This is a genomic window from Halopseudomonas sp. L-58 (genome assembly GCF_056859475.1).
The window spans coordinates 56,353-80,024 of record NZ_JBSXON010000057.1 but is presented as its reverse complement, the minus strand read 5'-3'; the positions used below and the strand labels follow the sequence as shown (position 1 = coordinate 80,024).

Annotated in this window: 25 protein-coding genes and 4 tRNA genes; 15 read left to right on the top strand and 14 right to left on the bottom strand. The window is 60.8% G+C overall.

What is annotated here, in order from left to right; genetic code table 11:
• Window positions 1–116 precede the first annotated feature (116 nt).
• The 3 genes from AC13EY_RS09085 to AC13EY_RS09075 all read right to left on the bottom strand — a co-directional run bounded on the left by AC13EY_RS09085 (window position 117) and on the right by AC13EY_RS09075 (window position 3,434).
• Window positions 117–1,982, bottom strand: a complete 1,866-nt coding sequence (locus AC13EY_RS09085; RefSeq protein ID WP_482876036.1) for a toxin VasX — start codon at window positions 1,980–1,982, stop codon at window positions 117–119.
• A complete protein-coding gene (locus AC13EY_RS09080) occupies window positions 1,966–2,850 on the bottom strand; it encodes a DUF4123 domain-containing protein (protein ID WP_482876035.1) in 885 nt (294 codons plus the stop codon). The genes AC13EY_RS09085 and AC13EY_RS09080 overlap by 17 nt, the downstream gene beginning before the upstream one ends.
• Before the next feature lie 299 nt (window positions 2,851–3,149).
• Complete coding sequence (locus AC13EY_RS09075; protein WP_088273877.1) at window positions 3,150–3,434, bottom strand: antibiotic biosynthesis monooxygenase family protein; 285 nt, start codon at window positions 3,432–3,434, stop codon at window positions 3,150–3,152.
• A 130-nt stretch (window positions 3,435–3,564) separates the two neighbouring features.
• Here AC13EY_RS09075 and tusA point away from each other — a divergent pair, with 130 nt between their 5' ends.
• Complete coding sequence (gene tusA / locus AC13EY_RS09070; RefSeq protein WP_088273878.1) at window positions 3,565–3,798, top strand: sulfurtransferase TusA; 234 nt, start codon at window positions 3,565–3,567, stop codon at window positions 3,796–3,798.
• Window positions 3,799–3,806: 8 nt separating this feature from the next.
• Here tusA and AC13EY_RS09065 read toward each other — a convergent pair whose 3' ends face one another.
• Window positions 3,807–4,880, bottom strand: coding sequence for a DUF3080 family protein (locus tag AC13EY_RS09065; protein WP_482876033.1), 1,074 nt, complete (start codon window positions 4,878–4,880; stop codon window positions 3,807–3,809).
• A 14-nt stretch (window positions 4,881–4,894) separates the two neighbouring features.
• A complete protein-coding gene (locus tag AC13EY_RS09060) occupies window positions 4,895–6,286 on the bottom strand; it encodes an MATE family efflux transporter (protein ID WP_482876031.1) in 1,392 nt (463 codons plus the stop codon).
• A gap of 144 nt (window positions 6,287–6,430) precedes the next feature.
• On the opposite strand from AC13EY_RS09060, the gene AC13EY_RS09055 reads away from it, so the two are divergent.
• A complete protein-coding gene (locus AC13EY_RS09055) occupies window positions 6,431–6,970 on the top strand; it encodes an elongation factor P hydroxylase (protein ID WP_269687158.1) in 540 nt (179 codons plus the stop codon).
• Here the strand turns inward: AC13EY_RS09055 and AC13EY_RS09050 are convergent.
• Window positions 6,967–7,863: an alpha/beta fold hydrolase gene (locus AC13EY_RS09050; protein ID WP_228247412.1), complete on the bottom strand. Its 897-nt coding sequence runs from the start codon at window positions 7,861–7,863 to the stop codon at window positions 6,967–6,969. The genes AC13EY_RS09055 and AC13EY_RS09050 overlap by 4 nt on opposite strands.
• Window positions 7,864–8,277: 414 nt before the next feature.
• Here AC13EY_RS09050 and pdxB point away from each other — a divergent pair, with 414 nt between their 5' ends.
• Window positions 8,278–9,417, top strand: coding sequence for a 4-phosphoerythronate dehydrogenase PdxB (gene pdxB, locus AC13EY_RS09045; RefSeq protein ID WP_482876029.1), 1,140 nt, complete (start codon window positions 8,278–8,280; stop codon window positions 9,415–9,417).
• On the opposite strand, the gene AC13EY_RS09040 is transcribed toward pdxB, so the two are convergent.
• Entirely contained in the window at window positions 9,407–9,595 is a 189-nt protein-coding gene (locus AC13EY_RS09040) for a PA1571 family protein (protein WP_228247414.1), read from the bottom strand. The genes pdxB and AC13EY_RS09040 overlap by 11 nt on opposite strands.
• Before the next feature lie 81 nt (window positions 9,596–9,676).
• Between AC13EY_RS09040 and AC13EY_RS09035 the strand changes: the two genes are divergently transcribed.
• From AC13EY_RS09035 to AC13EY_RS09020, 4 genes are all read left to right on the top strand, one after another.
• Window positions 9,677–10,834: an ATP-NAD kinase family protein gene (locus AC13EY_RS09035; protein ID WP_233049825.1), complete on the top strand. Its 1,158-nt coding sequence runs from the start codon at window positions 9,677–9,679 to the stop codon at window positions 10,832–10,834.
• An 88-nt stretch (window positions 10,835–10,922) separates the two neighbouring features.
• Window positions 10,923–11,429, top strand: coding sequence for a hypothetical protein (locus AC13EY_RS09030; protein ID WP_233049824.1), 507 nt, complete (start codon window positions 10,923–10,925; stop codon window positions 11,427–11,429).
• Between the two features lie 87 nt (window positions 11,430–11,516).
• Window positions 11,517–11,732 carry a TIGR02450 family Trp-rich protein gene (locus AC13EY_RS09025; RefSeq protein ID WP_233049823.1) on the top strand — a complete coding sequence of 72 codons (216 nt, stop codon included), beginning with the start codon at window positions 11,517–11,519 and terminating at the stop codon, window positions 11,730–11,732.
• 162 nt (window positions 11,733–11,894) lie between these two features.
• Complete coding sequence (locus tag AC13EY_RS09020) at window positions 11,895–13,436, top strand: hypothetical protein (protein ID WP_233049822.1); 1,542 nt, start codon at window positions 11,895–11,897, stop codon at window positions 13,434–13,436.
• A gap of 104 nt (window positions 13,437–13,540) precedes the next feature.
• Here the strand turns inward: AC13EY_RS09020 and htpX are convergent, their stop codons facing one another.
• The 3 genes from htpX to AC13EY_RS09005 all read right to left on the bottom strand — a co-directional run bounded on the left by htpX (window position 13,541) and on the right by AC13EY_RS09005 (window position 16,238).
• Window positions 13,541–14,434, bottom strand: a complete 894-nt coding sequence (gene htpX / locus AC13EY_RS09015; protein WP_088278052.1) for a protease HtpX — start codon at window positions 14,432–14,434, stop codon at window positions 13,541–13,543.
• A 155-nt stretch (window positions 14,435–14,589) separates the two neighbouring features.
• Window positions 14,590–15,021, bottom strand: coding sequence for a hypothetical protein (locus tag AC13EY_RS09010; protein ID WP_228247419.1), 432 nt, complete (start codon window positions 15,019–15,021; stop codon window positions 14,590–14,592).
• Between the two features lie 5 nt (window positions 15,022–15,026).
• On the bottom strand, window positions 15,027–16,238 hold the full coding sequence (locus AC13EY_RS09005) for a pyridoxal phosphate-dependent aminotransferase (RefSeq protein WP_088278048.1): 1,212 nt from the start codon (window positions 16,236–16,238) through the stop codon (window positions 15,027–15,029).
• A 142-nt stretch (window positions 16,239–16,380) separates the two neighbouring features.
• Between AC13EY_RS09005 and msrB the strand changes: the two genes are divergently transcribed.
• The 3 genes from msrB to AC13EY_RS08990 all read left to right on the top strand — a co-directional run bounded on the left by msrB (window position 16,381) and on the right by AC13EY_RS08990 (window position 17,825).
• Window positions 16,381–16,779 carry a peptide-methionine (R)-S-oxide reductase MsrB gene (gene msrB, locus AC13EY_RS09000; protein ID WP_233049821.1) on the top strand — a complete coding sequence of 133 codons (399 nt, stop codon included), beginning with the start codon at window positions 16,381–16,383 and terminating at the stop codon, window positions 16,777–16,779.
• A gap of 93 nt (window positions 16,780–16,872) precedes the next feature.
• The gene (locus AC13EY_RS08995; protein WP_172409681.1) at window positions 16,873–17,355 is read left to right on the top strand and encodes a glutathione peroxidase; all 483 of its coding nucleotides are present in this window, start codon (window positions 16,873–16,875) and stop codon (window positions 17,353–17,355) included.
• On the top strand, window positions 17,352–17,825 hold the full coding sequence (locus AC13EY_RS08990) for a MarR family winged helix-turn-helix transcriptional regulator (protein ID WP_228247421.1): 474 nt from the start codon (window positions 17,352–17,354) through the stop codon (window positions 17,823–17,825). Before AC13EY_RS08995 ends, AC13EY_RS08990 begins: the two co-directional genes overlap by 4 nt.
• On the opposite strand, the gene AC13EY_RS08985 is transcribed toward AC13EY_RS08990, so the two are convergent.
• Window positions 17,773–20,169: an ATP-binding protein gene (locus AC13EY_RS08985; RefSeq protein ID WP_233049820.1), complete on the bottom strand. Its 2,397-nt coding sequence runs from the start codon at window positions 20,167–20,169 to the stop codon at window positions 17,773–17,775. The two genes, AC13EY_RS08990 and AC13EY_RS08985, sit on opposite strands and share 53 nt — an antisense overlap.
• Window positions 20,170–20,316: 147 nt before the next feature.
• On the opposite strand from AC13EY_RS08985, the gene AC13EY_RS08980 reads away from it, so the two are divergent.
• A complete protein-coding gene (locus AC13EY_RS08980; RefSeq protein WP_269688698.1) occupies window positions 20,317–21,195 on the top strand; it encodes an ATP-binding protein in 879 nt (292 codons plus the stop codon).
• 15 nt (window positions 21,196–21,210) lie between these two features.
• Here the strand turns inward: AC13EY_RS08980 and AC13EY_RS08975 are convergent, their stop codons facing one another.
• The 3 genes from AC13EY_RS08975 to AC13EY_RS08965 form a co-directional block, all read right to left on the bottom strand.
• The gene (locus AC13EY_RS08975) at window positions 21,211–21,870 is read right to left on the bottom strand and encodes a glutathione S-transferase family protein (RefSeq protein WP_482876024.1); all 660 of its coding nucleotides are present in this window, start codon (window positions 21,868–21,870) and stop codon (window positions 21,211–21,213) included.
• Between the two features lie 135 nt (window positions 21,871–22,005).
• Window positions 22,006–22,770 (bottom strand): hypothetical protein, encoded by a 765-nt coding sequence (locus tag AC13EY_RS08970; protein ID WP_233049818.1) that lies wholly within the window; start codon window positions 22,768–22,770, stop codon window positions 22,006–22,008.
• 78 nt (window positions 22,771–22,848) lie between these two features.
• Window positions 22,849–23,094 carry a hypothetical protein gene (locus AC13EY_RS08965; RefSeq protein WP_269687166.1) on the bottom strand — a complete coding sequence of 82 codons (246 nt, stop codon included), beginning with the start codon at window positions 23,092–23,094 and terminating at the stop codon, window positions 22,849–22,851.
• 15 nt (window positions 23,095–23,109) lie between these two features.
• On the opposite strand from AC13EY_RS08965, the gene AC13EY_RS08960 reads away from it, so the two are divergent.
• The 4 genes from AC13EY_RS08960 to AC13EY_RS08945 all read left to right on the top strand — a co-directional run bounded on the left by AC13EY_RS08960 (window position 23,110) and on the right by AC13EY_RS08945 (window position 23,633).
• Window positions 23,110–23,185, top strand: a tRNA-Glu gene (locus AC13EY_RS08960).
• A gap of 17 nt (window positions 23,186–23,202) precedes the next feature.
• A tRNA-Gly gene (locus AC13EY_RS08955) sits at window positions 23,203–23,278 on the top strand.
• Between the two features lie 186 nt (window positions 23,279–23,464).
• Window positions 23,465–23,540 (top strand) — tRNA-Glu (locus AC13EY_RS08950).
• Window positions 23,541–23,557: 17 nt separating this feature from the next.
• Window positions 23,558–23,633: transfer RNA gene (locus AC13EY_RS08945), tRNA-Gly, on the top strand.
• Window positions 23,634–23,672: the final 39 nt, after the last annotated feature.

The window sequence follows — 23,672 nt, the reverse complement described above, 5'->3', positions numbered from 1 at the left end:
GTTCAGGTTGGACAGACTTACGTTGCCCCGCTGTCGCGGGAAGCAATGCTCAATGATCGAGAATTGTTCGGGGGTAATTTCCATGCGCGAAGTATCACACATGGAGAGACTTGAAGCTAATTAGCGTTAACAGGCCCTAGTTGCGTGACCTTGCGCATCCAGGCGGCTTGCTTCTGCTGATATTCGCTGTCAATCAGCAAAAACGGGCGGGTTTCATTGATCTGGCTATGTATGGATACCGAGATGGTTGCGTGGGCGATGGTTTTCCAGCGCGGCGCATGGCGGCTGCTGATGGCGGGAAGCAGCTTGAATTCGAATGCTTGCCAGGTCTTCTCGTAGTTGGCGGCGGCCACGCGCACTAAGGTTTCGTAGGCTTTCTGCGCTGGCCTGCCCAGGCGCTGAAAGATCGCGCTGTTGCGGATGGTTTCGTTGCTGAGGACGTCGCTGATTTCCTGTGTGCGCTTGGCGACGGAGGCACTGGTCGTCAGAGATATGCCGTTCTCTTCGACGAACTCCTTGGCCAGTTGCTCGATACCTGAGGCGAGCTCTGCGTCGAAGTTGTAGTTGGCCAGACCAATCAGCGTTTTGGGGGTGGCGTAGTCCTCAATTACCCATTGCTGCGCCTGTTGATCATGGGCGAGGAAGGAGAGCCAGGCGTCGGCGTGGTTGATCAGGCTCAGGCACTGCTCTTCGTCCGTCTGATCGAGGAACAGGCCCAGCGGATCGGGACCAATCCGCTTCAGCCAGGTGATCAGGTCTTGCAGGCAGGGCGTCAGTCTGGCCTGTATACCCTCTAGCTCTTGCTCTTTTTCCAATGCGAAGGTTTGTGATTCCTCAAAGCGCACCTGGTCGCGCAGGGTTTCCCGCGTGCCCCATTGTTCAACCAGACCGTCCAGTTTGGCCGGTGCGTCCTGACCGTATCCGCTGATCAGTTGCTGCTGGTGTTGTTCCAACGTCTTGCCCGCGGCGAATGCGCTGATTCCGTCCGTTGGTCTATTCAATTCCTTCAGGTAGCGCGCCTTGGCAGTGAGATAGTCCTGCGCCTTTTGTTTGAAGGCGTGAAAGGCTTCTGGTGACAGCCCCATCTCTGACTCCAGCGGAGAGAAATCAACACCGGCCAGCAGTTCGATATGTTGAGCTATGGTCAGCTTGTGCAGGTGTTGCTCTTCGAATTGGCTGAGTTCGAGCGCCGGTCCGGCGCTTTGCATGCCGAGGTCATCAAGGATGCCAAGATGATCGTCCAGCGCGATGAACAGGGCGGAGTCCTGGTCGGGTACGCTGGCAAGCACGGTGTTGCTGCCCAGGGCCGGTTTGTATGTGGCGTCTTCACCTGTGGCCTGTGTGGGCAGCGTGGTGCTGTCGAAGCGCTGGCCGGGCACGGCTGCGCCGGTGTCGATATCGGCGACCGTCTCGCCCAAATGCTTCAGCGGGCCGCAGTGCGGTGCCGAGAGCGTTTTGGCGTAGGCGGCCAGATCGAGTCCACGCATCCAGTTTGCCTGATTGGCGGGGGCCTGCATGCGCTCGTGTGTCCAGGCTGTCCATCGCTCGGCTGAGTAGGCGATATACAGCTGGTGTTGGCGTGGGTAGAGCAGATGGCTCAGGCCATTTGAACAGGTCAGTGGCTGGCCCGCAGCGGTGCTGCTGCTGGCGATCTTGCTGAAGCGGGCACCTGTTATCTGGTACTCGTCCAGCGTGCTGGTGGTGCGGTCGATCACATACAGCCAACCGTCGCGCAGTTGCCTCAGGGTATAGCTGCGCCGGTTCAGCTCGGGCAGCGATTGATGGCCCTGCCAGTGTGGCGGAATTGGGTTGGGGCCAGGCTGGTCCGGACTGTCCGCGGCCTCGTCAATCGCGTAACGCACCGGGAAGATGGCAACCTCTCGCTGCTGCAGGGGGCATTGGGCGGTGGCGCTGGCGGGCTTGTCTTCGAAGGTGGCCCAGAGGCTTTCCAGTAATGCGAGTTCCCTATGCAAGACGGTCATGGGTTTCATCATCCCTGATTGGCGCGGTTGCGCGGTCGCGGCAGTAATGCTGCAGTCGTTGGTCGGGTGTCGCCGGCAGCTCCCTCGGCGCCCGGGCTAGCCATCGTCGATACGGCCCCTGTGGATTGCCAGCAAAGTCGCTGCCGTCACGCAGGGCCAGTTCGCACCAGATGGCGATGCTGCGCTCGGTGCTCAGGCCAAAGGCGTCGGCATCCGAGAGTCGGGCGTTGAACCAGTTGTCCCGTGTCTGTTCGGGTAATGCTGATAGCGCGGTTTGGTGGTTTTCCTGCAGCCAGCGGTAAAGACGTTCTTTCAGTTGCTGTTGATAGGCTTGCTGCAGCGCTGACAGCTGCGGGTAGCCGAGCAGGCAAGCGGGCAGGCCGCTTTGCGCTGCCGGGGGCGCGGAGGAGAAATCGTGCCAGTGTTGCGGCTGTTGCGGCAGCAGTACGTTGGGTGGCGCGGCGATACGCCAGCGGGTGATTGGTCCCATAACAGAAGAAAGGGCGTCGGCGTCGTAGCTGTGCAGCCAGAACCAGGCAACCTGTGGGTCGGCATAACGCAGCAGGATTTTTGCGCCGGAAACGTCAGTGACCTGATTGAAACGTCGAAGATGACTGGCGACGACATCTGCAAGCGCCCGGCTTTCAAGCACCGCAGCGCTTGCGCGCAGCTCTGCGCTGGTTTCGATTTCATAAAAAAGTGCAGAAGCCGAATCGGTGCTTACCAGCAGCGGGCCCAGATCGGCTGCGCTGTGCCAGGGGGAGCCGAAGTAAAGCGGCTCGACCTCCAATACCTCATCGCGCACATACAGGCGCGCCAGGGCATTGTGATAACGGGCACCGTCGACCAGGAGGTATCGATGCATCATGTCGCGATACCGGCTGTTTGCGTATTGTGCGCCTGGTTGATGCCATCCAGGTACAGAGCAGACTGTACTGTGGCAGTTAGGGAGAACATCCGTGTTCCTTGCAGTGCGATCCATGCGGCGCCCGAGCGGAAGGTCTCAGGCCGGAATCTAAAGCTTAGGGGGATCGACAGATGATGGCTGCGGGAAGCGCGGAAAAATTGGAGGCAGTGCGCATTTGCTGACAAAAATGCGTTGATTCAGGCGTCACGCCAGAGTCGCCCGGATGCTCTCTGGCGTGGTAGATCGCTGTGCTGAGCGTGTTACAGCGGCTCAAGCAGGGTGATGCGCTCTTCTTCCAGCAGTATGGGAGCAAACTTGCTGATGGCGTCGCGGCGGGCTTCCGACTCTTCCCAGCGCTCCCAGGAGCGGATGTTTTGCCAGGTCACCATGATCACACGCCGGTTGGGATGCTCCAGATCACGGAACGACTCACCCGAGATGAACCCAGGCGACTGGATGGCCGCCGACAGCACGCGCCGCGCGACTTCTTCGTAGGGTACTTCCAGACCTTCTGCGATATCCCTTTCAATCAACACCTTGATCATGCTTTTTCCTTACCCGTTTCGGGGTGTTGCGTCTTGACGACTTTCCCTCCCAGTTTCGGCCGACAGACTGCGTCTGGCAAGCGCTGTGGCATTTCGGGATAATCGGCGTTTTCCGCTGCGGGACCTGCCCATGTCTGATGCCACCGCTACTCTCGATACCCAGGGCCTGATGTGCCCCGAGCCGGTCATGATGCTGCACAACGCGGTGCGCGATATGGCCGCCGGTGAGCTGCTTCAGGTGCTTGCGACCGACCCGTCCACCCAGCGCGATATCCCGCGTTTTTGCAGTTTTCTCGGTCACGAGCTGGTTGAGCAGCACGAGACTGGTGGCATCTTCCATTACCTGATTCGCAAGGCTGGCTGAGTCGCGCCTCAGGGCGTCTGCCAGCCGGCTTGCCCGGGTGCGGACTGGCAGGCGCCGAGCACGTCCTGCCAGGCGCGAGTGTGTTCATCGACGGCCTGCCGGTAGCTATCCCACAACGCCGCTGGATTACCCGCCAAGCGATCCAGCGCCTGCGCTGTGGCGGGTGGAATGTGCGCAACAGCACGTAATTGCTTGATCTGCGCGGCCCAGGGCTCGCCGAGCCGTTGCAGTTGCGCTAGATAGGGTTGGATCTCGCCGGCGTAGAACAAGACAAAGACGTTGAGCAGAATCTTCGACCGCTCTGATGGCTGGTTCATCGGGCACAAATAGGTTGCTGGTTGTGCTCGCAGCATCGCGGTGGCCTGCTGGAGACCGTGTCGGGTTTGCGCCAGCGCGGTAATCAGCTGGCTGCTGCGCTGACTGCGTTGCAGGGCCTGGAACAGCGGATCCAGCCCGCCAACTGGCGGAGGGAGGTGTTCGGGCAGGGCACTGCCAATCGCCGTCAGTTGCTGCAGTGCCGGTAGCGCCTCGTCGGTCAGGGGGGCGCTGGTCACCGGCAGCGGCTCGGTGGCAAAGCGCAGATAATGCTCTGCCTCGCTGCTGGCGTTGATCGCGTTCCAGAATACCGCTGGCAACTGGCTGCGCTTGCGCTCGGCGATGTCGCTGAGCTCGGTCAGCAGCTCCTGCTGCTGCGGGTCGTCTGCAAGGCTTTGCCGGCAACTGTCCAGCGCGCGCAGCAGCTCACCCTCGTAGCCCAGACGGCTGCTCCAGGGCATGACCTTGCCCAGCACACTGTTGCGTTCTGCAATGCGCTGCTGCAGTGGTTTGCATTGATGCACATCGATCAGCAGATCGAGCAGGCTGATGCGTTCGGCGGGGATGTCGTGGAGCCGGTCACGGCGCTCTGCGAGCCGGTACTGACTGAGCTGGTTGGCATCAAACGGGATGAACTCCTGCTTGAGCACGCGCGCGACGCGGCCCAGGTAATTGTCCATTTGCTGCTCGGCATCGGGCGCACGCTGGCAACCGACACAGAGCGCGGTGATGGACAGCAGAACAAGCAATACGGGCGATGAGCGCATGACGCCAGTATGCCCTAGTGTTGAAGCCCGTGCTGGTAAACGGGTTTGCGGGTGACCGCCCGCAGGCGCAGGCCGAGGAACAGGGCGGCGCTGCTAAGGCCCACAATCAGCCCGATCCAGAAGCCGGCCGGGCCTCTGGCCGGACCCAGCCAGTCGGTCAGGCCCAGCACGTAACCGGTCGGCAGGCCAATCAGCCAGTAGGCGATCATGGTCAGCAGCATTGGCAGACGGGTGTCCTGAAAACCTCGCAACGCGCCGGCGCAGGCCACCTGCACCGCATCCGAGAACTGGTATAGCGCAGCGAGCACAAATAGGCTGGAAGCCAGCGCCAGAACCTGCGGGTCCTGGGTATAGATCAGCGGGATCTGGCTGGCCAGGGTGTACATGATGATGGCCGCAATGGCGGCAAACAGCAGTGCCAGTACCAGCCCCACCTGGGTTGCCAGCATGGCATCACGGGCGCCACCGCGGCCCAGGTTATGACCCACGCGCACGGTAATGGCCAGCCCCAGACTGAAGGGCACCATGAATGCCAGCGAGGTGAAGTTCAGGGTCACCTGGTGAGCGGCAACCACGATGGCACCCAGGCTGCCGATCAGCAGGGCAATCACCGCGAACATGCTGGTTTCGGCAAATAGCGCCATGCCGATCGGAAAACCCAGGCCGATCAGCTCGCCCTGGGTACGCGCCTTTGGCCAGTCGAATCGCTCGAACAGACCGCAGGGCTGATAGAACGACGCGCGCTTGAGGTGTACCAGCAGGCAGCCCAGCATGGCCCACATGACAATGGCGGTTGCGACACCACAGCCAACGGCGCCCATGGCCGGAAAGCCGAACTTGCCGTAGACCAGCACATAGTTGGCGGGGACGTTGATCAGCAGTCCGATGAAGCCAATCAGCATGGCCGGTTTGGTGCGTGAGAGACCGTCGCTCAGCCCGCGCAGAGCCAGCATGACGCCGACCGCCGGGAAGCCGAGGGAGATGGCCAGCAGGTAGTCGAGGGTCACCGGGACCAGCTGCGGATCGACCTCCATCCAGCCCAGCACTGGTCGCATCAGGTTGAGAAACAGCATGCAGCCACAGCCGATCATCAGCCCCAGCCAGGCGCCCTGGCGCACCAGCGCACCGGTTTCACTGATACGACCGGCACCATTGGCGGCAGCAACCTTGGAGGTGACAATCATCATCACCCCGGTGAGAAACAGCAGGGTCGGAATCCAGAATGAGTTACCCAGCGCCACCGCTGCCAGCGCTTCGGCACTGACGCGCCCGGCCATGGCGGTGTCGACAAAGCCCAGCAGGGTATGTGCCAGCTGCGCCGCGATGATCGGGAGCACCAGCGCAATCAGGGCGCGCAGTTCTGTTACAATGCGCGCCCGAGCGGGCAGGGGGGGAGTACTGGTCATTCTGGCCGGACCTGACGTAAAAACCGTCCATGCTAGCAATTTACGGCGTATTGTCCAGCTGCACCGTCACGGTGCTTTCCGGCCTTGCGCCCGGGGCCGGTTCGAGCCCTGGCACCCAGTCACTCAGTACCCTTGGTTTTCAGCATGCATCACGACTGTCAGGACCTGATTCGTTTGTTCGACGAGTGTTTTCTCGCCGACCTCAATACCTGTCTGCTGGGCGGCTATCCGGAGCCCGAGTACCTGCCGGCCGATGCGTCGCATCCGCACCACCGTATCCTGTTTACCCGAGATTACTTTCGCAGCGCATTGCATGAGGTTGCGCACTGGTGTGTTGCCGGGCCGGAGCGTCGACTGTTGCCGGACTTTGGTTACTGGTACGCGCCGGATGGCCGCACCGCTGAGCAGCAGCGCACCTTCGAGAGCGTCGAGGTCAAACCGCAGGCGCTGGAAATGATTTTTTGTCTGGCTGCCGGGCATCGCTTTGACGTGAGCACCGACAACCTTAACGGCGAGCAGACCGACCCGGGGCCCTTCCGCGCCAAGGTGCATGCGCAGGCGAAGGTGTACCTGCAACAGGGCATGGGCGAGCGTCCGACCCGGTTTGCTCAGGCGTTACTCGACGCCTACCAGCCGGGACGCCTGCTCGACCCTGGGCTATTCTCCGAAGTGGCTGCAGCCTAGACCGTCATCGGTATGACCTGCGCACCGCGCGGCCTGTGTAGCTCAACTGGCTCGGTGGCGACGAGGGCATCCGGTGCGAGGTACTGCAGCACCGCATCGCGGGTCTGAATCCAGGCTTCGCGGCTTTCCATATCCAGAAAATGCCCGGCGCCCTGTATCGTGGCAAAGCTGCTGCGACGCACGTAGCGGTTGAAGTCGCGGGCGTCCTCGACGCTGGTATAGCGGTCCCGGTCGCCGTTGATAAACAGGATTGGCACGTCAATATCGGCGCTGCCGCGCAGATAGCAGCGGGTATCCTGGGTCAGTACCTGACTGACGTGGAACGCCATCTGATGGTATTCGTGCTCTTCCAGGCTGATGATGTGACGAAAGTTGAAGCGTTTGACCAGCGAGGGCAGGTACTCGCCAATGGTCGAGTTGAGCAGCTCGCCCAGTTGGCGGCGCTCGGCATTGAGCAGCAGGTCGATGCCGCGTTCGAGATAGTCACGCATGGCCGAATTGATCATCGGTGAAAATGCCAGCACGATGGCCTTCTTTATCCGCGCCGGGCGCTGGGCCAGGGCCAGAAGGGCTGAGGCGCCGCCCCACGAAAACGACATCAGGTGGTCGGCCTGATAATGCTCTATCAGCTCCAGCAGGATTCCGGCTTCCTGTTCCTTGGTAATCGGCCGCCGGTTGCTGTTGAGCGGCTTTGACTGACCCGCGTACGGCTCATCAAATAACACCACATTGAAGTGCGGCTGCAGGTAGCGCACCGTCTGCGCGAACGAGGCCGTGGTGGCCAGAGAACCGTTGACCAGAATGACCGTACCGCGCGGTGCCGGGCTCGCGTAATAGTGGGTGTGGATGCGAAATAGCCCCAGTGTTTCTACAACGTTGTGTTCTGCTTTCATATTCCCTGTCTCCGGAATTGGCTGGACCCGGCCGCGCTGGCGGGTCATACAGGGCAGTTGCAGGCAAATGGCCGTAAACAAGCAAAATCGCCAGGCAGGCGCGATGCGCGACCGCTGTGATTGTGGTTATGGCGACAGGGTGGTGAGGACAGTTCCAGGTGCGGCGCAGTGGGCTGTGCGTCGGTGCTCCCGTTACTCAGGCAGGTCCTGCAAGGTGAGGCAGTGCCTCAAAAAAACGCTTGGAATCATTATCAGACCGAAAAGTCACATTCGGACTGTGAGTTTCAGTTAAGCAGCGGCGTTGTCTCGGTGCAAGCAGTTGTTGCAACAAGGCGACAAAATGCGCAGCCAGGTGGACAGCGCAGCCACCAACGCTCGACAATGCCCGCGTCCCCTCTGTCAGGTGCCCCGCTCATGCATATCGTTGCCGACGAAAATATTCCCCTGCTGCAGGCCTTCTTTGCCGATCAAGGCCGGCTGACGACGCTGCCCGGGCGCAGTATCCGCCGTGAGCATCTGCTGGACGCCGATGCGCTGCTGGTGCGTTCGGTGACGCGGGTTGACCCCGCCATGCTCGAGGGCACGCCGGTACAATTTGTCGGTACCTGCACCATTGGCACCGATCATCTGGATTTGCCGGGGCTGGCTGCGGCCGGTATTCAGGTTGCCAGTGCGCCCGGTTGCAACGCGCGCGGTGTGGTCGAGTATGTGCTCAGCTGTCTGCTGACCCTGTCGGAACGAACTGGCCTGCCGTGGCGTGAGCGCCGGGTGGGTATCGTTGGTGTTGGCGAAGTGGGTAGTCGTCTGGCGGCAACGCTTGGCGCGCTGGGCGTGGAGTGCGTACTGTGCGATCCGCCGCGGGCCGCCCGTGGTGAGGCGGGGTTTGTCGATCTGGATGCGTTGCTGGCGCAGGTAGACGTGGTCAGCTGCCATGTGCCGCTGACCCGCAACGGCCCGGATGCAACCTGGCATCTGATCGATGCGCCCCGTTTGATGGCCCTGCAGCACGGGACCTGGCTGATCAACAGCAGCCGCGGCCCGGTGATCGACAATCATGCGTTGTCTGTGCTGCTGGCTGAACGCCCCGATGTGCAGGTGGCGCTGGATGTCTGGGAGCTGGAGCCGCAGGTCGATACCGCGTTGATCAAGCTGTGTGCGTTGGGAACGCCGCATATTGCCGGCTACAGTCTGGATGGCAAACTGCGTGGCACCGAGCTGATCTATCAGGCTCTGTGTCGGCACCGGGGCGAGCAGCCGAGACTGACGTTACAGGCCCTGGCGCCGGAGGCCGGTTGTGCGCAGCTGCAGTTCAGTGCCGAGACGCCGGCCCAGTGGCTGCTGGAAAAGGCGCTGCGCCAGGTGTACGACGTGCGCGATGATGACGCCCGGTTCCGGGCGGTGATGATGCCACTGGCGGGTCAGAGTACCGGGGCTGCTTTTGATGCGCTGCGCAAGGAGTATCCGCTGCGCCGCGAATGCCCGCAGGTAAGGATTCTGCAGGCGGATGGGGAAGGGCAGGCCGCGCTGCTGGCGGCCGCCGGATTCAGTGTTTGAAGCGCGGTTGCGCTGCCACCCACTGACGGTCCAGTTGCTCACAGGCGTGCTGGATCATCTGTTCGGTAATGGCGACTTCGCGACCGGCTTCATCGATGATAAAACCACCGACGCAGTGAGCCGGGTGCAGCAGAATCTCGGCGGTTTCACGACACGGTTTCAGGGCAGGCACGTTCATGGTTGTCTCCCGTTATCAGTCAGGTTCAGCCGCATTGGCAGCTGAACGCAGGATATGGCATTGCCATGACGGATTTGTGACATGGAAAACCCGATAGCAGAACATCACAACACCCGTTTTCGTCTGGGGTTGATTATCAACCCGCTGGCGGGGGTGGGCGGTCGTGCGGCGCTCAAGGGCTCCGATGGCGTAGCCGAGCAGGCGTTGGCAATGGGCGTTGAACCGCAGGCGCACAGCCGGGTAAGGCAGGCGCTGGAGTCGCTGCTGCCGCTGCGTGATCGCATCCGGCTGTTGGCTGCCCCTGGGGTGATGGGCGCCGATTTGTTGACTGATATGGGCTTTGACTGCGAGGTGGTCGGGGCGCTGTCTTGCCCACCGGAAACATCCGCTGAAGACACTGAAACCATTGCCCGGCAGATGAGCGAGCTGGGTGTGGACCTGCTGCTGTTTGCCGGCGGCGACGGTACTGCACGCAACATATGCAACCAGCTCGACGGGCGTCAGCTGGTGCTGGGTATTCCGGCCGGGGTCAAGATTCATTCCGGCGTGTATGCGGTCAATCCGCGCGCTGCCGGTGAGCTGGTCGCGCTGCTGGTGCAGGGCGAGCTGGTGCGGCTGCGTGAAGCGGATGTGCGCGACATCGACGAGCAGGCATTTCGCAACGGTCAGGTGCGTACCCGGCATTATGGTGAGCTATCGGTGCCTGAGGAGGGGCGTTTCGTCCAGCAGGTCAAGCAGGGCGGCCGGGAAGTGGAAACCCTGGTACTGGACGATATCGCAGCCGGACTGCAGGAAGCGCAGGAAGATGGCACAGGCTGGATCCTCGGCCCCGGCTCAACCACGCTGGGCCTGCTGGAGGCGATGGGGCTCGAAGGTACTCTGCTTGGCGTCGACGTATTGCGCGACGGTGAGGTGATCCTGCGTGATGCGACCGAGCAGCAGCTCTGGGAGTTGGTCGAGCAGGGCGGCGACTGGCGCATTCTGGTCACCGCCATCGGCGGTCAGGGCCATATTCTCGGGCGCGGCAACCAGCAGTTGTCACCGCGGATCATCCGCGCTGTCGGGCTCGATAACCTGCTGGTGGTCGCTACCAAAACCAAGCTGCGCAGCCTTGCCGGACGCCCCTTTCTGGTCGATACCGGTGACAGCTCGCTCGACAGTGAACTGAGCGGCTTGCGTCGGGTACTCAGCGGGTATCGTGAGGAAATGCTCTATCCGGTGAACTGGAAGGCGGAGTAAGGCAAGATAGGGCGCGTCCGGGCTGCGGTCAGCGATGTTGCCGGCGCCATCGTGCTGCCGACGTCGTTGTTTATCCTGAAGGGTGGTAATGAACAGACGCGATATCAAAAAGGCCCACGAGCAGAGTGTGCTGCGCTCCTTCAAGCGTTATCTCGAAGGGAGCGGGCGCAGTCTGGAGATTCTCGACTATCCCGATCCGCCGGACGCTATCGTTGTCCTTGACGGCTCACCCTGCTGGATCGAGATTACCGATGCCTTTATCGGTGCTGATTTTGCCCGGAGCCTGACTAGCTTTGCCGCCGATGATGTGGAGTACATCCCGGCCGGACGCGGGATGACCGTCAACCCGGATGAAAACTTTGCCGAGGAGGTGGTCGCGGTCGTGGAGAAGAAGTACGCCAAGGCCTCCATCACCGATATATACGAGGCGAGCGGCGCGGGCATTCTGCTGGTCGGCCTGTACTCGCCGTTTGTGTTCGAGCGTGAAATTACGCAGATTGTCAAAGTGCTTGCTGCGGTACGCCAGCAACACGACGGTCGGTTCAGCGAGATGTATGTCTACAACGCCGTTCATGATTTTTTTCTGGTTCCCTGACCCAAGGGCTGGCGGCGGAGCGTTAAACTCGCTTCAGCCGGTTCCGGGCCTGCCCAATCCGCAGCGTCAGTCAATGAGGTATGAAACGTGAACAGGATAAATCCGAAGAAGCTTCTCCACAGCAAGTGGACGGCGGTTGCGCCGGTCAACCGGGAAAAGCATTTCATGATTACCGACGTTGAGGTCGATGAGGAAGGGCAGGTAATTGGCTGCGAGATCGAGGCGGTCCTCTCCAGGCGCCAGATGCAGATTGACTGGAGTGAGCTGAAGGACGACGCCAGGTGGCTGCAAGGCTGGAAGTGACGTCTCGCGGCGCATGACATGGCCGTTGCGCTGGCGTAGGCTGCTGGCAGCGGGGCCGCTTCGGTGTTGTGAACGGCAATCAGGCAGCCGCTGCCTCACGCGGTTGCGCATCATCAGGCTCATCAGCTCACAGGCGGTGGGTACACGCTAAGGAATGGCACTATGAAAAAATGGCTGTTGGCAGTCTTGTTACCGCCGCTGTTGTCCGCCTGCTCCAATTCGGAGGAGGAGGCCCGCACGCTGCTCAACCATGCTATTCAGGACTGGGATCGGGGTGAGCTTGCGCTGGCACTTCAGGCCTTCGATCGGATCGAGGATCAGTATCTGCACACCGCTGCGGCTACCGATGCCTTGACGGAGCGAGCAGCGCGAATAGAAGGCTACCGCCTGGAGTTCGGCCCGGAGGCAAATCAGCGGCGCAACAGGGGGCTGGTGTCGCGTGATGTTCTTCAGCACCTTGAAGCGGTGCACCAGCGCAGCGGACTTTACCCGACCGGGCTGAGCGAAGGGGCAGACGCCTATCAGGGCCAGTTTGGCGCGTATCTCGAGCAATGCAGCTACCGGAGCCGATTGCCGCAGTATGGTTATCAGCTTGATTGCAGCAAGGCGGATGCGGCCTATCAACAGGAGCGGCGGCGCGGCGCGATGTCGGCCGCTGGCCGGCAAGAGTCCGCCCGGATCATCAAGTCCGCAGGCGATCTTGTGCCTGCGACTACTACCTGGGGAGCGCGCCTGAATCCCTCTGGAGACATCCCTACCGGGCGGTTTCAGGCTTTTTATATCAATACCAGGCAACCGCAGCAGGTGATTGCTACAGAGACCGTGGATAACATCGCGATCAACTATATTCGGGATGACTTCCATGGCATCGAATCGGGCGACTTCGGTGGCTACTGGGTCGGCAACCTCATGTTTGAGGAGCCGACCGTAAAGCGGATTTCGGTCAGTCAGAGCTGGGCCAAGTCACGCGTTCTGATTGATGGTCGGGTGCTCTATGAGGGCGGCTCCGATCAGTCGGTGCTGTATCGCTTTGAGCCGGGTGTGCACAAGCTGGAGGTCGAGTACGTCAACAACTGGCATACCACCGAGTTCAACGTGGACATCAGCAGCGAGCAGACCTATCTTGAGGCCAGTGAGATTCGCGCACGCCTGGGCGAGGCGCTACCTGCAGATGTGACCCTGTATTACGCCGGTGTCTATGAGAGCAGCGCACAGGATATGTCCATCGTGCTGAACCTGGAGCACACACAAGGGGCGGTCGCGCTGGTCCTGAGCTCCTACAGTCCGGTCAGGTGGCATTTGTCCAACCCGTTTGGTGTCGACGTCAGGGCAGTTGTCTATGGCGCCTACAAGCCTGGCTCCAGGCTGGATGGCGACCTGCCCGAATCACTGCTCAGATTGCCGGCCAAGTCCCGGATCGGGTCCTACCGCGTGGGTGCGGAGTGCAGTTGTACTGCTGGGACTTTTCATTGTTCCGGGGGGAGCCTGGGGCCTACGCTGAGTGCGCTGAAGGGATTGACGGGTGTGTCGCTGAGCGGTTTTTCCGGCAGCTATTCTGCATCGGCACTGGCGGTTCCAGCGACCCGAATCGACGAGGCGTTTTTGGCCCGGCTGGCGGCTGATGAAGCGAACGTTGCTTCGCAGCGTGCGGCTTGCAAGACAGAAAATGACCCTGACTTCGAGACGCTTCTGGGTGATCCCTGAGCGGGATTGTCGTTGCCTTAATGGCGCCAGACAGGGTGGAGGTTTGAAACAAAAAAAGGGATCAGGTGAAGCACCCGATCCCTGTCTGTTAGCCGTCTGACGATTTAGCGGTAGTTACCGGCGCGCAGCGCAGCGATGCGCTCATCCAGCGGCGGATGACTCATCAGCAGACCGGCCAGACCATTTTTCAGACCGCCGTTGATACCGAAGGCGGTCATCTCGCCGGGCAGCTCAACCGGAATGCCTTGCTCGGCTTTCAGATGCTCCAGCGCTGCGATCATGGCACCGGCACCAGCCAGCTGGGCCCCGGCGGCATCGGCGCGGAACTCACGCTGACGGGAGAACCACATGACGATAATGCTGGCGAGGATGCCCAGTACCAGCTCGGCAAAGATGGTTGCGATGAAGTAGCCGATGCCGGGGCCGTCACTTTCGTTCTTGAATACCGCGCGATCAACGAAGTTGCCGATGATGCGGGCAAAGAACATGACGAAGGTGTTTACCACGCCCTGGATCAGCGACAGGGTGACCATGTCACCGTTGGCGACGTGACCGATCTCGTGGGCCATAACCGCTTTCACTTCGGCTGGGCTGAAACGCTGCAGCATGCCTTCAGACACGGCAACCAGCGACGCGTTCTTGTTCCAGCCGGTGGCAAACGCGTTTGGCGCGCGGGATGGGAAGATCGCCACTTCCGGCATGCCGATGCCGGCGGTGCGCGCCAGTTCTTCAACGGTGCTTACCAGCCAGCGCTCTTGCTGGGTTTGTGGCTGTTCGATCACGCGGGCACCGGTGCTGCGCTTGGCCATCCACTTGGACAGGAACAGCGAAACGAAGGAGCCGGCAAAACCGAATACGGCGCAGAAGATCAGCAGCGACTGCAGGTTCATGCCACCCTGACCATCGTGGACGCTGCCAACGCCCAGCAGGCTCAAGGTGACACTGGCAACCAGAATCACTGCTACGTTGGTAGCCAGAAACAACAGTATTCGCATCATGGGGGTATCTAATCCTATCGAATGAAAACCGGGTGTTGCAGACGCCTGCTCAAGGCTTGGGCGATTTACATGGGGCTTATATTGGGCGAAAGCCCGTGTCTTTCAACGACGACTCTATGACAAAACGTGTCTTGAGCGGGTTCCGCTGCGATGGGTCACGATTGACGGCGAAAGCACTGCTGAACGGCGTCGAAGATTTCGTTGCCAGAGCCGCTGCGCAGGGCATCGCGCAGGCGTTGGGCAAGGGTCGCTCGCTGGCGTGCGACACTGGCTGGCAGGTCTGCCTGCAAACGTTGCGGGTCAGGTGCAGAGAGCAGGGTGAAGGCGCGTTCGGTCAGGCAGCACTGATCAATCGCTTCCTGGCGGATAGTGTCGGTGTAGCGCAGGAACCCTTCCTGGGCGAGCCACAGCATGGTGCTGAAACAGGCCATGTGTCGTGGTGCGGGAACGCCAAATGCATCGGGTTCATGTTCGCCGATCAGATCAACGACAAACAGGCTGCCCGGTTGCGGAAAACGGTTGTACAGCGCCACCAGGATGCGCGCGACATCCTGGTGGAAGTCCTCAATATGAAGATCCGCTGCCACGGGGCTTACTGCCGGTAGCTCTTGAGGAAGTTGCCGATGCGGCCAATCGCCATTTCCAGATCGTCCTTGCGCGGCAGAGAGACGATGCGGAAGTGGTCAGGCCATGGCCAATTGAAGGCGGTACCCTGGACGATCAGAATCTTTTCCTGCAGCAGCAGGTCGAGCACGAACTTCTCGTCGTTATGGATCGGGTAGACCTTGGGGTCCAGGCGCGGGAACAGATACAGCGCGCCCTTGGGCTTGGTGCAGCTGACGCCGGGAATCTCGTTGAGCAGTTCCCAGGCGGTGTCACGCTGTTCCAGCAGGCGGCCGCCGGGCAGAATCAGGTCATTGATGCTCTGGTAGCCGCCGAGAGCCGTCTGGATCGCGTGCTGAGCCGGCACGTTGGCGCACAGACGCATCGATGCCAGGATTTCCAGGCCTTCCAGATAGCTGGTGGCGTGCTGCTTGGGACCGCTGATAACCATCCAGCCGGAACGGAAGCCGGCAACCCGGTAGGACTTGGACAGACCGTTGAACGTCAGGCAAAGCACATCGGGGGCGACCGCCGCCAGTGATTCGTGGACAGCGCCGTCGTACAGGATCTTGTCGTAGATCTCGTCGGCAAACAGGATCAGGTTGTGCTCGCGGGCGACCTGGGCCAGTTGCTCAAGCACTTCGCGTGGGTACACCGCGCCGGTCGGGTTGTTCGGGTTGATGACGACCATGGCTCGGGTATTGGGAGTAATCTTGCTGCGGATGTCCTCAATGTCCGGATACCAGTCTGACTGTTCGTCGCACAGGTAATGCACTGGCTTGCCGCCGGAGAGGCTGACCGAAGCGGTCCACAGCGGATAGTCCGGGGCCGGGATCAACACCTCGTCGCCGTTGTTGAGCAGACCCTGCATGGCCATCACGATCAGCTCGGATACGCCGTTGCCAAGGTAGATGTCTTCAATGCCGACACCCGGTATGTTCTTGGTCTGGGTGTAATGCATCACCGCCTTGCGCGCCGAGAACAGGCCGCGCGAGTCACTGTAGCCCTGGGCGGTTGGCAGGTTGAGAATGACGTCCTGGAGGATTTCCTCCGGCGCCTCGAAACCGAAGGGTGCAGGGTTGCCAATGTTCAACTTGAGAATGCGGTGACCTTCTTCCTCGAGGCGCTTGGCGTGCCGCAGAACGGGCCCGCGAATGTCGTAGCAGACATTGGCCAATTTGTTGGACTTGCTAACCTGCATGATGCTTACCTTGTCGATCCAGGGCTGGGTGGGATGTGTCGGGGAGGCGATTGGAGACTTCCCTGAGCGCGCGTAAAGCGCTCATCATACGTCTTGCGTGGGCGAGTGTGAAAGCCCGATTACGGTTATCCGGAGTGAATTCATGAACAAGATCAGCAAGAGTGAATCCGAGTGGCGCGAGCAGTTGTCCGAGTCGCAGTTCCAGGTCTGTCGCCTGAAGGGAACCGAACGCCCGTTTACCGGTGCCTACTACCGCAATACCACCCCCGGGGTATACCACTGCATCTGCTGCGATGCGGCACTGTTTGACACCGATACCCAGTTTGATGCCGGCTGCGGCTGGCCGAGCTATTACCAACCGGTACGTCCTGAGGTTGTAGAGGAACACGAGGACTTCAGTCATGGCATGCACCGTATCGAGGTGACCTGCGCCCAGTGCGATGCGCACCTGGGGCACGTGTTTCCGGACGGTCCGCCGCCGACCGGGCTGCGCTACTGCATCAACTCGGTTTGCCTGCGGCTGGAGTCGCGCGAAGCATGATTAATTGTGTGCAATTTTGTTGACATAAAGTTATTTGTGGCTAGGCTGGCGGGTGAACATTCCATTTCAGTCCTGCTTTTCAAGGAAGCCATCATGAGCAAGTTGCTGGACATACCCTGCACCACAATCGACAACCGCGACTCTTCCCTGGCAGAGCTGGGCGGCAAGGCCTACCTGGTAGTCAATACCGCCAGCAAGTGCGGTTTTACCCCCCAGTACAAGGGCCTTGAAGCGTTGTGGCAGGACTATCGGGATCGCGGTTTGCGGGTCGCCGGCTTCCCGTGCAATCAGTTTGGCGCCCAGGAGCCCGGCAGCAGCGATGAAATCAGCCAGTTCTGCGAGCTCAATTACGGTGTCAGCTTCCCGCTGTTTAAAAAGGTCGAGGTCAATGGCAGCAATGCCCATCCGCTGTTTGTCGAACTGAAAAGGCAGGCTCCGGGCCTGCTGGGCAGCAAGGGCATAAAATGGAACTTCACCAAGTTTCTGGTTGATGGCCAGGGCACGGTGGTCAAGCGCTATGCGCCGACCACTGCGCCCGATGAGCTGCGTGCGGATATCGAGGCGTTGTTGTCGTGAGTGCAGCGCGTAACCCTGATGAGCTGGACGATCTGCTGGCACTGGATAACCAGCTCTGCTTTGCCCTGTATGCCGCTTCGCGGGCCCTGATGCGGACCTATCGTCCCTTGCTGGAGCCGCTGGGGCTGACCTATCCGCAGTATCTGGTCATGCTGGTGCTGTGGGAGTGGCAACGGCAGCCGCCCGCGCATCCCGGTGTCAAGGCGCTGGGGGAGCGGTTGCAGCTGGACTCCGGGACCCTGACGCCGCTGCTCAAGCGCCTGGAGGCGCAGGGTCTGGTTCGACGCGAGCGAGTCAGGGGAGGCGATGAGCGTCAGCTTCAGGTCAGCCTCACTGAGGCTGGCGAGCGTCTGCGCGAGCAGGCCGGTGAAGTACCTCGGGCACTGATGTGCAGCACGGGCATGAGCGCCGAGCAGGTCATGACCCTGCGCCGGGGCCTGGATCAGTTGCTTGGGGAGCTGCAGGAGTGACCTGGTCTGTCGGTGTCAGCCAGCGCTGCAGTACCGCCTGCAGGTCTTCGCGCTTGAAGGGTTTTGCCAGGTAGTCGTCCATGCCTGCATCCTTGCAGCGCTGGCGGTCCTCATGCAGCGCATTGGCGGTGAGCGCAACGATGGGCAGGTGCTGCCAGCGCGGGTCGGCGCGCATGCGTCGGCTGGTTTCGTAGCCGTCCATTACCGGCATGTTGCAGTCCATCAATACCAGTGCGTAATCCTGTTCTGCCAGTTTGCTGAGTGCGATTTCGCCGTGCTCGGCCAAGTCCACCTCGAACCCCAGGCGGCTGAGCATGCCCTTGGCCACCATCTGATTGACAGCGTTGTCCTCAACCAGCAGCAGTCTCTGGCCGTTGCCCATCTGCTGCTCGGTGCTGCTTTTTTCGCTGCGAGGCTGAGCCTCGAACAGGCCATCGATGGCAAGCGCCAGACGATGTCTCGCCGGCGGCGTGGCGACCTGCTGGCGAACGTGGCAGGCCTCGGCCCGCGTCTGATCCAGTTGCTGGCTGTAGCTGCAGATGAGCAGGCGAGGAATATCCGGCCTGATGTCCCGTAGCCGTTCGGCCAGCTGTGGACTGTCGATCAGCCAGCAGCTGGCGGCCGGCAGGTCCCCTGCGAAGTTGTCGCTTGGCTCGTAGTCGATACGCTTGCAGCGCATTTGCCAGCTTTCCAGCAGGCGCTGCAGTGTGGCGCCCTGAAGGTGGCCGCGCTGATTCCAGATCAGTACGCTGCAAGGCTGTGGCCGTTTGTAGCGCGGTGCTTGCTCATGGCGCAGCAGTGGCAGTCGTACGCTGAAGGTGCTGCCGCGCCCCGGTGTCGACTCGACACTGAGTTCGCCGTGCATCGCATCTGTCAGGCTCTTGCACAGGGTCAGGCCGAGGCCTGTGCCACCGAACCGCCTGGAAATCTGAGCGTCGGCCTGGGTGAAGGGCGAGAATATCTCGTTGATTGCCTGCGCTGGAATACCGATGCCGGTGTCGCTGACGCTGATGCAGACATGCCGTTGCTCGCCGTCGCTGCGCTCCAGCGTCAGACGCAGAGCGACATGGCCCTGCTCGGTGAACTTCAGGGCATTGGAGAGCAGGTTGCTGATGATCTGACGGATGCGTGTCGGGTCGCCAAGCAGCAGTCCGGGCAGGTTGGGGTCGATTTCGCAGATCAGTTCGAGGTCCTGCTTGCCGGCGTTCTGGGAAAGCAGGCTGGCCGTTTCCTCAAGCAGAGCGCCGAGGTCGAAGGGAATCTGTTCCAGCTGCAGCTTGCCGGCCTCGAACTTGGACAGGTCGAGGATGTCATTGAGCAACGCAACCAGCACCTTGCCCGAGTCGTAGGCGATAGACAGCTGCTGGCGCTGCTCCTCGTTGAGCGGGCTGTCCAGGGTCAGGCCGATCATTCCCAACAGGCCGTTGATCGGTGTGCGGATTTCATGGCTCATGTTGGCAAGGAAGGCCGAGCGCGCGCGTGCCATATCCAGTGCTGCCTCGCGGGAGGCCTCCAGCTCCCGGTTGGATTCGCGCAACTGCGCATTGGTGTGCTGGAGTTCGGTGGTGCGTGATTCCACGATGCTTTCCAGCTCCTCAAGATACTTGCGCAGCCGCTCCTCGGCGCGCAGCTTCTGGCGCAGGTTGACATCGATGCTCTGCAACTGACGGTTAATCACCTCGACCAGCGCGCCAATCTCGTCCCGCTCGTGACCATCAGGACAGGGCAGGCGGCTACGCTCGCCCTCGGTTTTCATGTTCAGCAGGTCATTGATCAGATGCACAAGCGGCTTGGTCAGCATGGCATAGAACAGCACCATGAGGATCAGCGACAGCACCAGGCTGAGTACGAAGCCGGAAAGCATCGTGAGTCCTGCGCGGCGCAGGAAGCTCGCCCCCTGGTAGAACGTGTCGACTTCGATGACCAGATGGCCCAGCAGCTCACTGGGGGCATGGTCGACGTACAGGGGCTGGGAGTAATCACGGCGGCGACCGAACAGGGCGTCGCTGACGGCTCGATAGCCGCTGTTTGCCATTGGACGGCTGACGCTGGCCAGGGCAATGCCGTTGTTGTCGATAATCTCTGCACGAACGACTTCAGGCGCCTCCAGCAGACCGTTGACCAGCTCCAGCGCCAGCTCGGCATCAATGTTGTAGGCAATGCGTGCGGCGGGGCTGAGACTGACGTTGATCTGGGCTTGGACTTCCTGGTCGATCAGCGCGTCCTCAGAGCGATAGTCGACAACCACCTGGATCAGACTAAGCAGGGTTCCGAGAATAAAGGCGGCGAGGACGCTGAGGCGCGCCTGCTTGAACGACAGTCGGTTGGTGAAGCGGATATCCATAAATGGGCGTCGATTCCAGTGGCGTCCTTTGCTGAGCTTAGCGCAATTGTCGGGTGGGTGATGGCCCTTTATAGCGGTAGTGGTGACAGTGACGCTGGCGTGGCATTCTTGCACGTTTGACGGCCAAAGGAGAAACCCATGTCGGGCATGAGTAGCGAGCAGTTCATGCAGCGTGTCGCGGACTTCATCGATCGCTTCGAGCGCACCTTGCCGGCAACGCCCTCTGCGGTTGACTGGAGCAGTACCTTCGCCGCGCGCTGGAGCATGGAAGGGCAGCTGTGCCAACTGCGTCCGCTGCAGGTCAGTCTCAGTTTGCGGCTGGACGATCTGGTGGGTGTTGATCGCCAAAAGCAGTTGCTGGAGAGCAATACCGGCCAGTTTGTTCGCGGCCTGCCGGCCAATAATGCGCTGCTCTGGGGGGCGCGCGGCACGGGCAAGTCTTCACTGGTCCGGGCGCTGCTCAGTGAGTACGCGCAAGCCGGGATGCGTCTGATTGAAGTAGACAAGGCCGATTTGGTGCATTTGTCTGCGCTCCTGCCGCTACTTGCCGGTCAGCCCTGGCGCTTCGTGCTGTTCTGTGACGATCTTGCTTTTGAGGCGGATGACAGTGGCTACAAGGCGCTGAAGACGGTCCTGGACGGTACCGTCGAAGCCAGCCCGGAAAATATCCTGCTCTATGCCACCAGCAACCGGCGCCATCTGCTGCCCGAGCACAACAGTGACAATCTGTCCGCCAGACAGGTTGATGGAGAGATTCATCCGGGCGAAGCGATCGAGGAAAAGATCGCGCTGTCGGACCGCTTCGGTCTTTGGGTTTCCTTTTACCCCTTCAGTCAGGAACATTACCTGGCGGTGGTGCAAAAATGGCTGGGTCAGTTGGCTGGCGAGTACGGATTGCAGTGGCAATGGGACGAGCAGCTGCAGCTTGAGGCCCTGCGCTGGGCGACGGGGCGGGGCAATCGTAATGGCCGCTGCGCCTATCAGTTTGCCCGTTCCTGGGTGGGGCGTCAGTTGCTCGGCAACTGACGCGGAGCATCAGCGTTACATGCGACCGCTGAGCTTGGCGACCAGTTGATGCTCGGCCGGAAGCAGGGCCGAGACGCTCTCGCGTGCGGTGACGCGGCTCAGCAGTGAGGCCAGTCCGGGCCAGCGCGCTTCGTCTATCAGCTCGCCAGCGTGGGCCATGTTGATCAACTGACAGACGACAGCGATATCGGCCATGCTGAACTGGTCGCCGAGAAAGAAACGCCGTTCTCCGAGTTCACGCTCCAGGTAGTCGAACAGCGGCGGCAGGTGCTCGTTCAGCGATGCCTGCACCCTGGCTTCATCGGCGGGCTCTCCGACGCTGCAAGCGACGATGCGGGGAAAGAACACACCAAAGGTACAGTGCGGTGCCAGCTCATAGTCGGCATATTTCTCCAGCCAGCGAACGCGGGCGGCTTCTTCCGGCGTGCTGCCGTAGAGCGAAGGGCCGCCGCGGCTGTCCTGCAGATACTGGGCTATGACCGCAGAGTCCGCCAGCTTGACGTCGCCATCAACAATCGCTGGTATGCGCCCGAGTGGACTGATGTCGTAGTACCAGTCCGGCTGGCCGCGGGGCGGAATGAACGAGTGCTCGTAGGGGATCTGATGTTCCGCCAGCAGGATGCGCACCTTGCGCACAAAGGGGGACAAGATGGCGCCATAGAGAGTCAAGGCCATGTCAGGGCTCCGGTATTGTTGGGTCAGGACGTCGGCGCGCTTTGGCGCCGAGCGAGTGTGGTTCACAGGGGAGAATCCCAGGATATTGGCCGCTTTCGCTGAACGTGCAGGCAGCGCGGGCGTCTGCCCGCTGCGTCAGTCGTCGTAGACGGCCTTCTTTTGCCAGCCGGCGTCTTCCGATTCCAGCTCGGCGAGGCCGGCGGTCAGTTCACTGGGTTGACCTTCATCGGCCCGGTTCTGTTCTACCACCGCTGCTTCTGCACGTTGCAGCAGGCGCTTGTACTGCTCCAGATGTTTCGCCAGCCCCGGGTTATTCAGCCGAGTAATAAAGGCGATGGCGCGCTCGTATTGCAACTTGGCCACTCGCGGTTTGCCTTGCTGCATGCCCAGCTTGGCGGTTGCATTGAAGGTATCCAGTGTGGCACTGATCAGGAACCGGCGTACCTGACCGCCCGCCTGCTTGAAGGTGGCGTTGTCGATTAGCCGGTCCTGTTCTGCCAGCTGCAACTGCTTGAACAGGTTTTCCAGCTGCAGCCGTGCTTCCTTGCCCTTGGCTTCACTGTCCAGCTCGGCAACGGGGTTGCTCGGCAGCTTACCTTCAGCAATGGTTGCCCGGGTTTGTTCCAGACGCTGGGCAGCATCGGCAGATTTGCCGATACGACAAAGCCGCTCCAGCAGGGCCGTCTCAATCTCCAGAATTACCTTTGCGAGTTCTGGCGGCATGAACTGGCCGGGGACGCTGGCCATGGCCTGCCGGCTGAGTTTGATGCGCGCATTCAGTTCCGCGACCTGGCGAGCGCGCTCCAGCCTGTTACGCTCGAGGCTGTGGCTTATGAATCCCACGCAGACGAGAATGATCAACCCTCCCGCCAGCAGACCGCCAATGAGTAATGGGGACACGCTCTTGTCTCTCTTTTTAAGTCGGAGCTTTAACGATAACCGGTATCGATACTGACCTGGTTTCACTGCAGATCAATGTCACTTTCGCATCATGGCCGACAGAAATCGGTCGGACAAGCTTTTTTCCCGGTTTGGGCGTGCGGGTGTGAGCTGCGCAGGCTGCCGTGCATGGTCGATGCGAGTTGTTGCTAGCCTGCTGTGCGCAGCAAAAAAACCTGAAAAAATATCAGCTTGAGGGGTTGACGGTGTTTCGGGCGGTGCATAAAATGCGCGCCACTTGCAGCGAACATCACGCAGCAGGTAGCCAGAGGTAATACTCGGCATAGAGAAGTCCGGTACGTCCCCTTCGTCTAGTGGCCTAGGACACCGCCCTTTCACGGCGGTAACAGGGGTTCGAGTCCCCTAGGGGACGCCACTTTCGGCGTCAGATTTGCGGGAATAGCTCAGTTGGTAGAGCACGACCTTGCCAAGGTCGGGGTCGCGAGTTCGAGTCTCGTTTCCCGCTCCAGATTCAACAAATAAACCGTCCTTGAGGCGGTTTTTTTGTGCCCGTACGCGATTCGGGTTTTGTTGAAGATGCTTAATATTAGTTGTTGACGAGGTCGCGGGTGACGCATAAAATGCGCGCCACTTGCAGCGAACAACACGTTGCAGGTAGCCAGAGGTAATACTCGGCATAGAGAAGTCCGGATACGTCCCCTTCGTCTAGTGGCCTAGCACACCGCCCTTTCACGGCGGTAACAGGGGTTCGAGTCCCCTAGGGCACGCCATTTTCGGCGTGAGATTTGCGGGAATAGCTCAGTTGGTAGAGCACGACCTTGCCAAGGTCGGGGTGGCGAGTTCGAGTCTCGTTTCCCGCTCCAGATTCAGCAAAAAAACCGTCCTTGAGACGGTTTTTTTGT

Excerpts from the sequence above, each read along its gene's own strand:
- AC13EY_RS09085 (WP_482876036.1), bottom strand. The coding sequence starts at position 1,982 with ATGACCGTCTTGCATAGGGAACTCGCATTACTGGAAAGCCTCTGGGCC.
- AC13EY_RS09080 (WP_482876035.1), bottom strand. The coding sequence starts at position 2,850 with ATGATGCATCGATACCTCCTGGTCGACGGTGCCCGTTATCACAATGCC.
- AC13EY_RS09075 (WP_088273877.1), bottom strand. The coding sequence starts at position 3,434 with ATGATCAAGGTGTTGATTGAAAGGGATATCGCAGAAGGTCTGGAAGTA.
- tusA (WP_088273878.1), top strand. The coding sequence starts at position 3,565 with ATGTCTGATGCCACCGCTACTCTCGATACCCAGGGCCTGATGTGCCCC.
- AC13EY_RS09065 (WP_482876033.1), bottom strand. The coding sequence starts at position 4,880 with ATGCGCTCATCGCCCGTATTGCTTGTTCTGCTGTCCATCACCGCGCTC.
- AC13EY_RS09060 (WP_482876031.1), bottom strand. The coding sequence starts at position 6,286 with ATGACCAGTACTCCCCCCCTGCCCGCTCGGGCGCGCATTGTAACAGAA.
- AC13EY_RS09055 (WP_269687158.1), top strand. The coding sequence starts at position 6,431 with ATGCATCACGACTGTCAGGACCTGATTCGTTTGTTCGACGAGTGTTTT.
- AC13EY_RS09050 (WP_228247412.1), bottom strand. The coding sequence starts at position 7,863 with ATGAAAGCAGAACACAACGTTGTAGAAACACTGGGGCTATTTCGCATC.
- pdxB (WP_482876029.1), top strand. The coding sequence starts at position 8,278 with ATGCATATCGTTGCCGACGAAAATATTCCCCTGCTGCAGGCCTTCTTT.
- AC13EY_RS09040 (WP_228247414.1), bottom strand. The coding sequence starts at position 9,595 with ATGAACGTGCCTGCCCTGAAACCGTGTCGTGAAACCGCCGAGATTCTG.
- AC13EY_RS09035 (WP_233049825.1), top strand. The coding sequence starts at position 9,677 with ATGGAAAACCCGATAGCAGAACATCACAACACCCGTTTTCGTCTGGGG.
- AC13EY_RS09030 (WP_233049824.1), top strand. The coding sequence starts at position 10,923 with ATGAACAGACGCGATATCAAAAAGGCCCACGAGCAGAGTGTGCTGCGC.
- AC13EY_RS09020 (WP_233049822.1), top strand. The coding sequence starts at position 11,895 with ATGAAAAAATGGCTGTTGGCAGTCTTGTTACCGCCGCTGTTGTCCGCC.
- htpX (WP_088278052.1), bottom strand. The coding sequence starts at position 14,434 with ATGATGCGAATACTGTTGTTTCTGGCTACCAACGTAGCAGTGATTCTG.
- AC13EY_RS09005 (WP_088278048.1), bottom strand. The coding sequence starts at position 16,238 with ATGCAGGTTAGCAAGTCCAACAAATTGGCCAATGTCTGCTACGACATT.
- msrB (WP_233049821.1), top strand. The coding sequence starts at position 16,381 with ATGAACAAGATCAGCAAGAGTGAATCCGAGTGGCGCGAGCAGTTGTCC.
- AC13EY_RS08995 (WP_172409681.1), top strand. The coding sequence starts at position 16,873 with ATGAGCAAGTTGCTGGACATACCCTGCACCACAATCGACAACCGCGAC.
- AC13EY_RS08985 (WP_233049820.1), bottom strand. The coding sequence starts at position 20,169 with ATGGATATCCGCTTCACCAACCGACTGTCGTTCAAGCAGGCGCGCCTC.
- AC13EY_RS08980 (WP_269688698.1), top strand. The coding sequence starts at position 20,317 with ATGAGTAGCGAGCAGTTCATGCAGCGTGTCGCGGACTTCATCGATCGC.
- AC13EY_RS08975 (WP_482876024.1), bottom strand. The coding sequence starts at position 21,870 with ATGGCCTTGACTCTCTATGGCGCCATCTTGTCCCCCTTTGTGCGCAAG.
- AC13EY_RS08965 (WP_269687166.1), bottom strand. The coding sequence starts at position 23,094 with ATGCCGAGTATTACCTCTGGCTACCTGCTGCGTGATGTTCGCTGCAAG.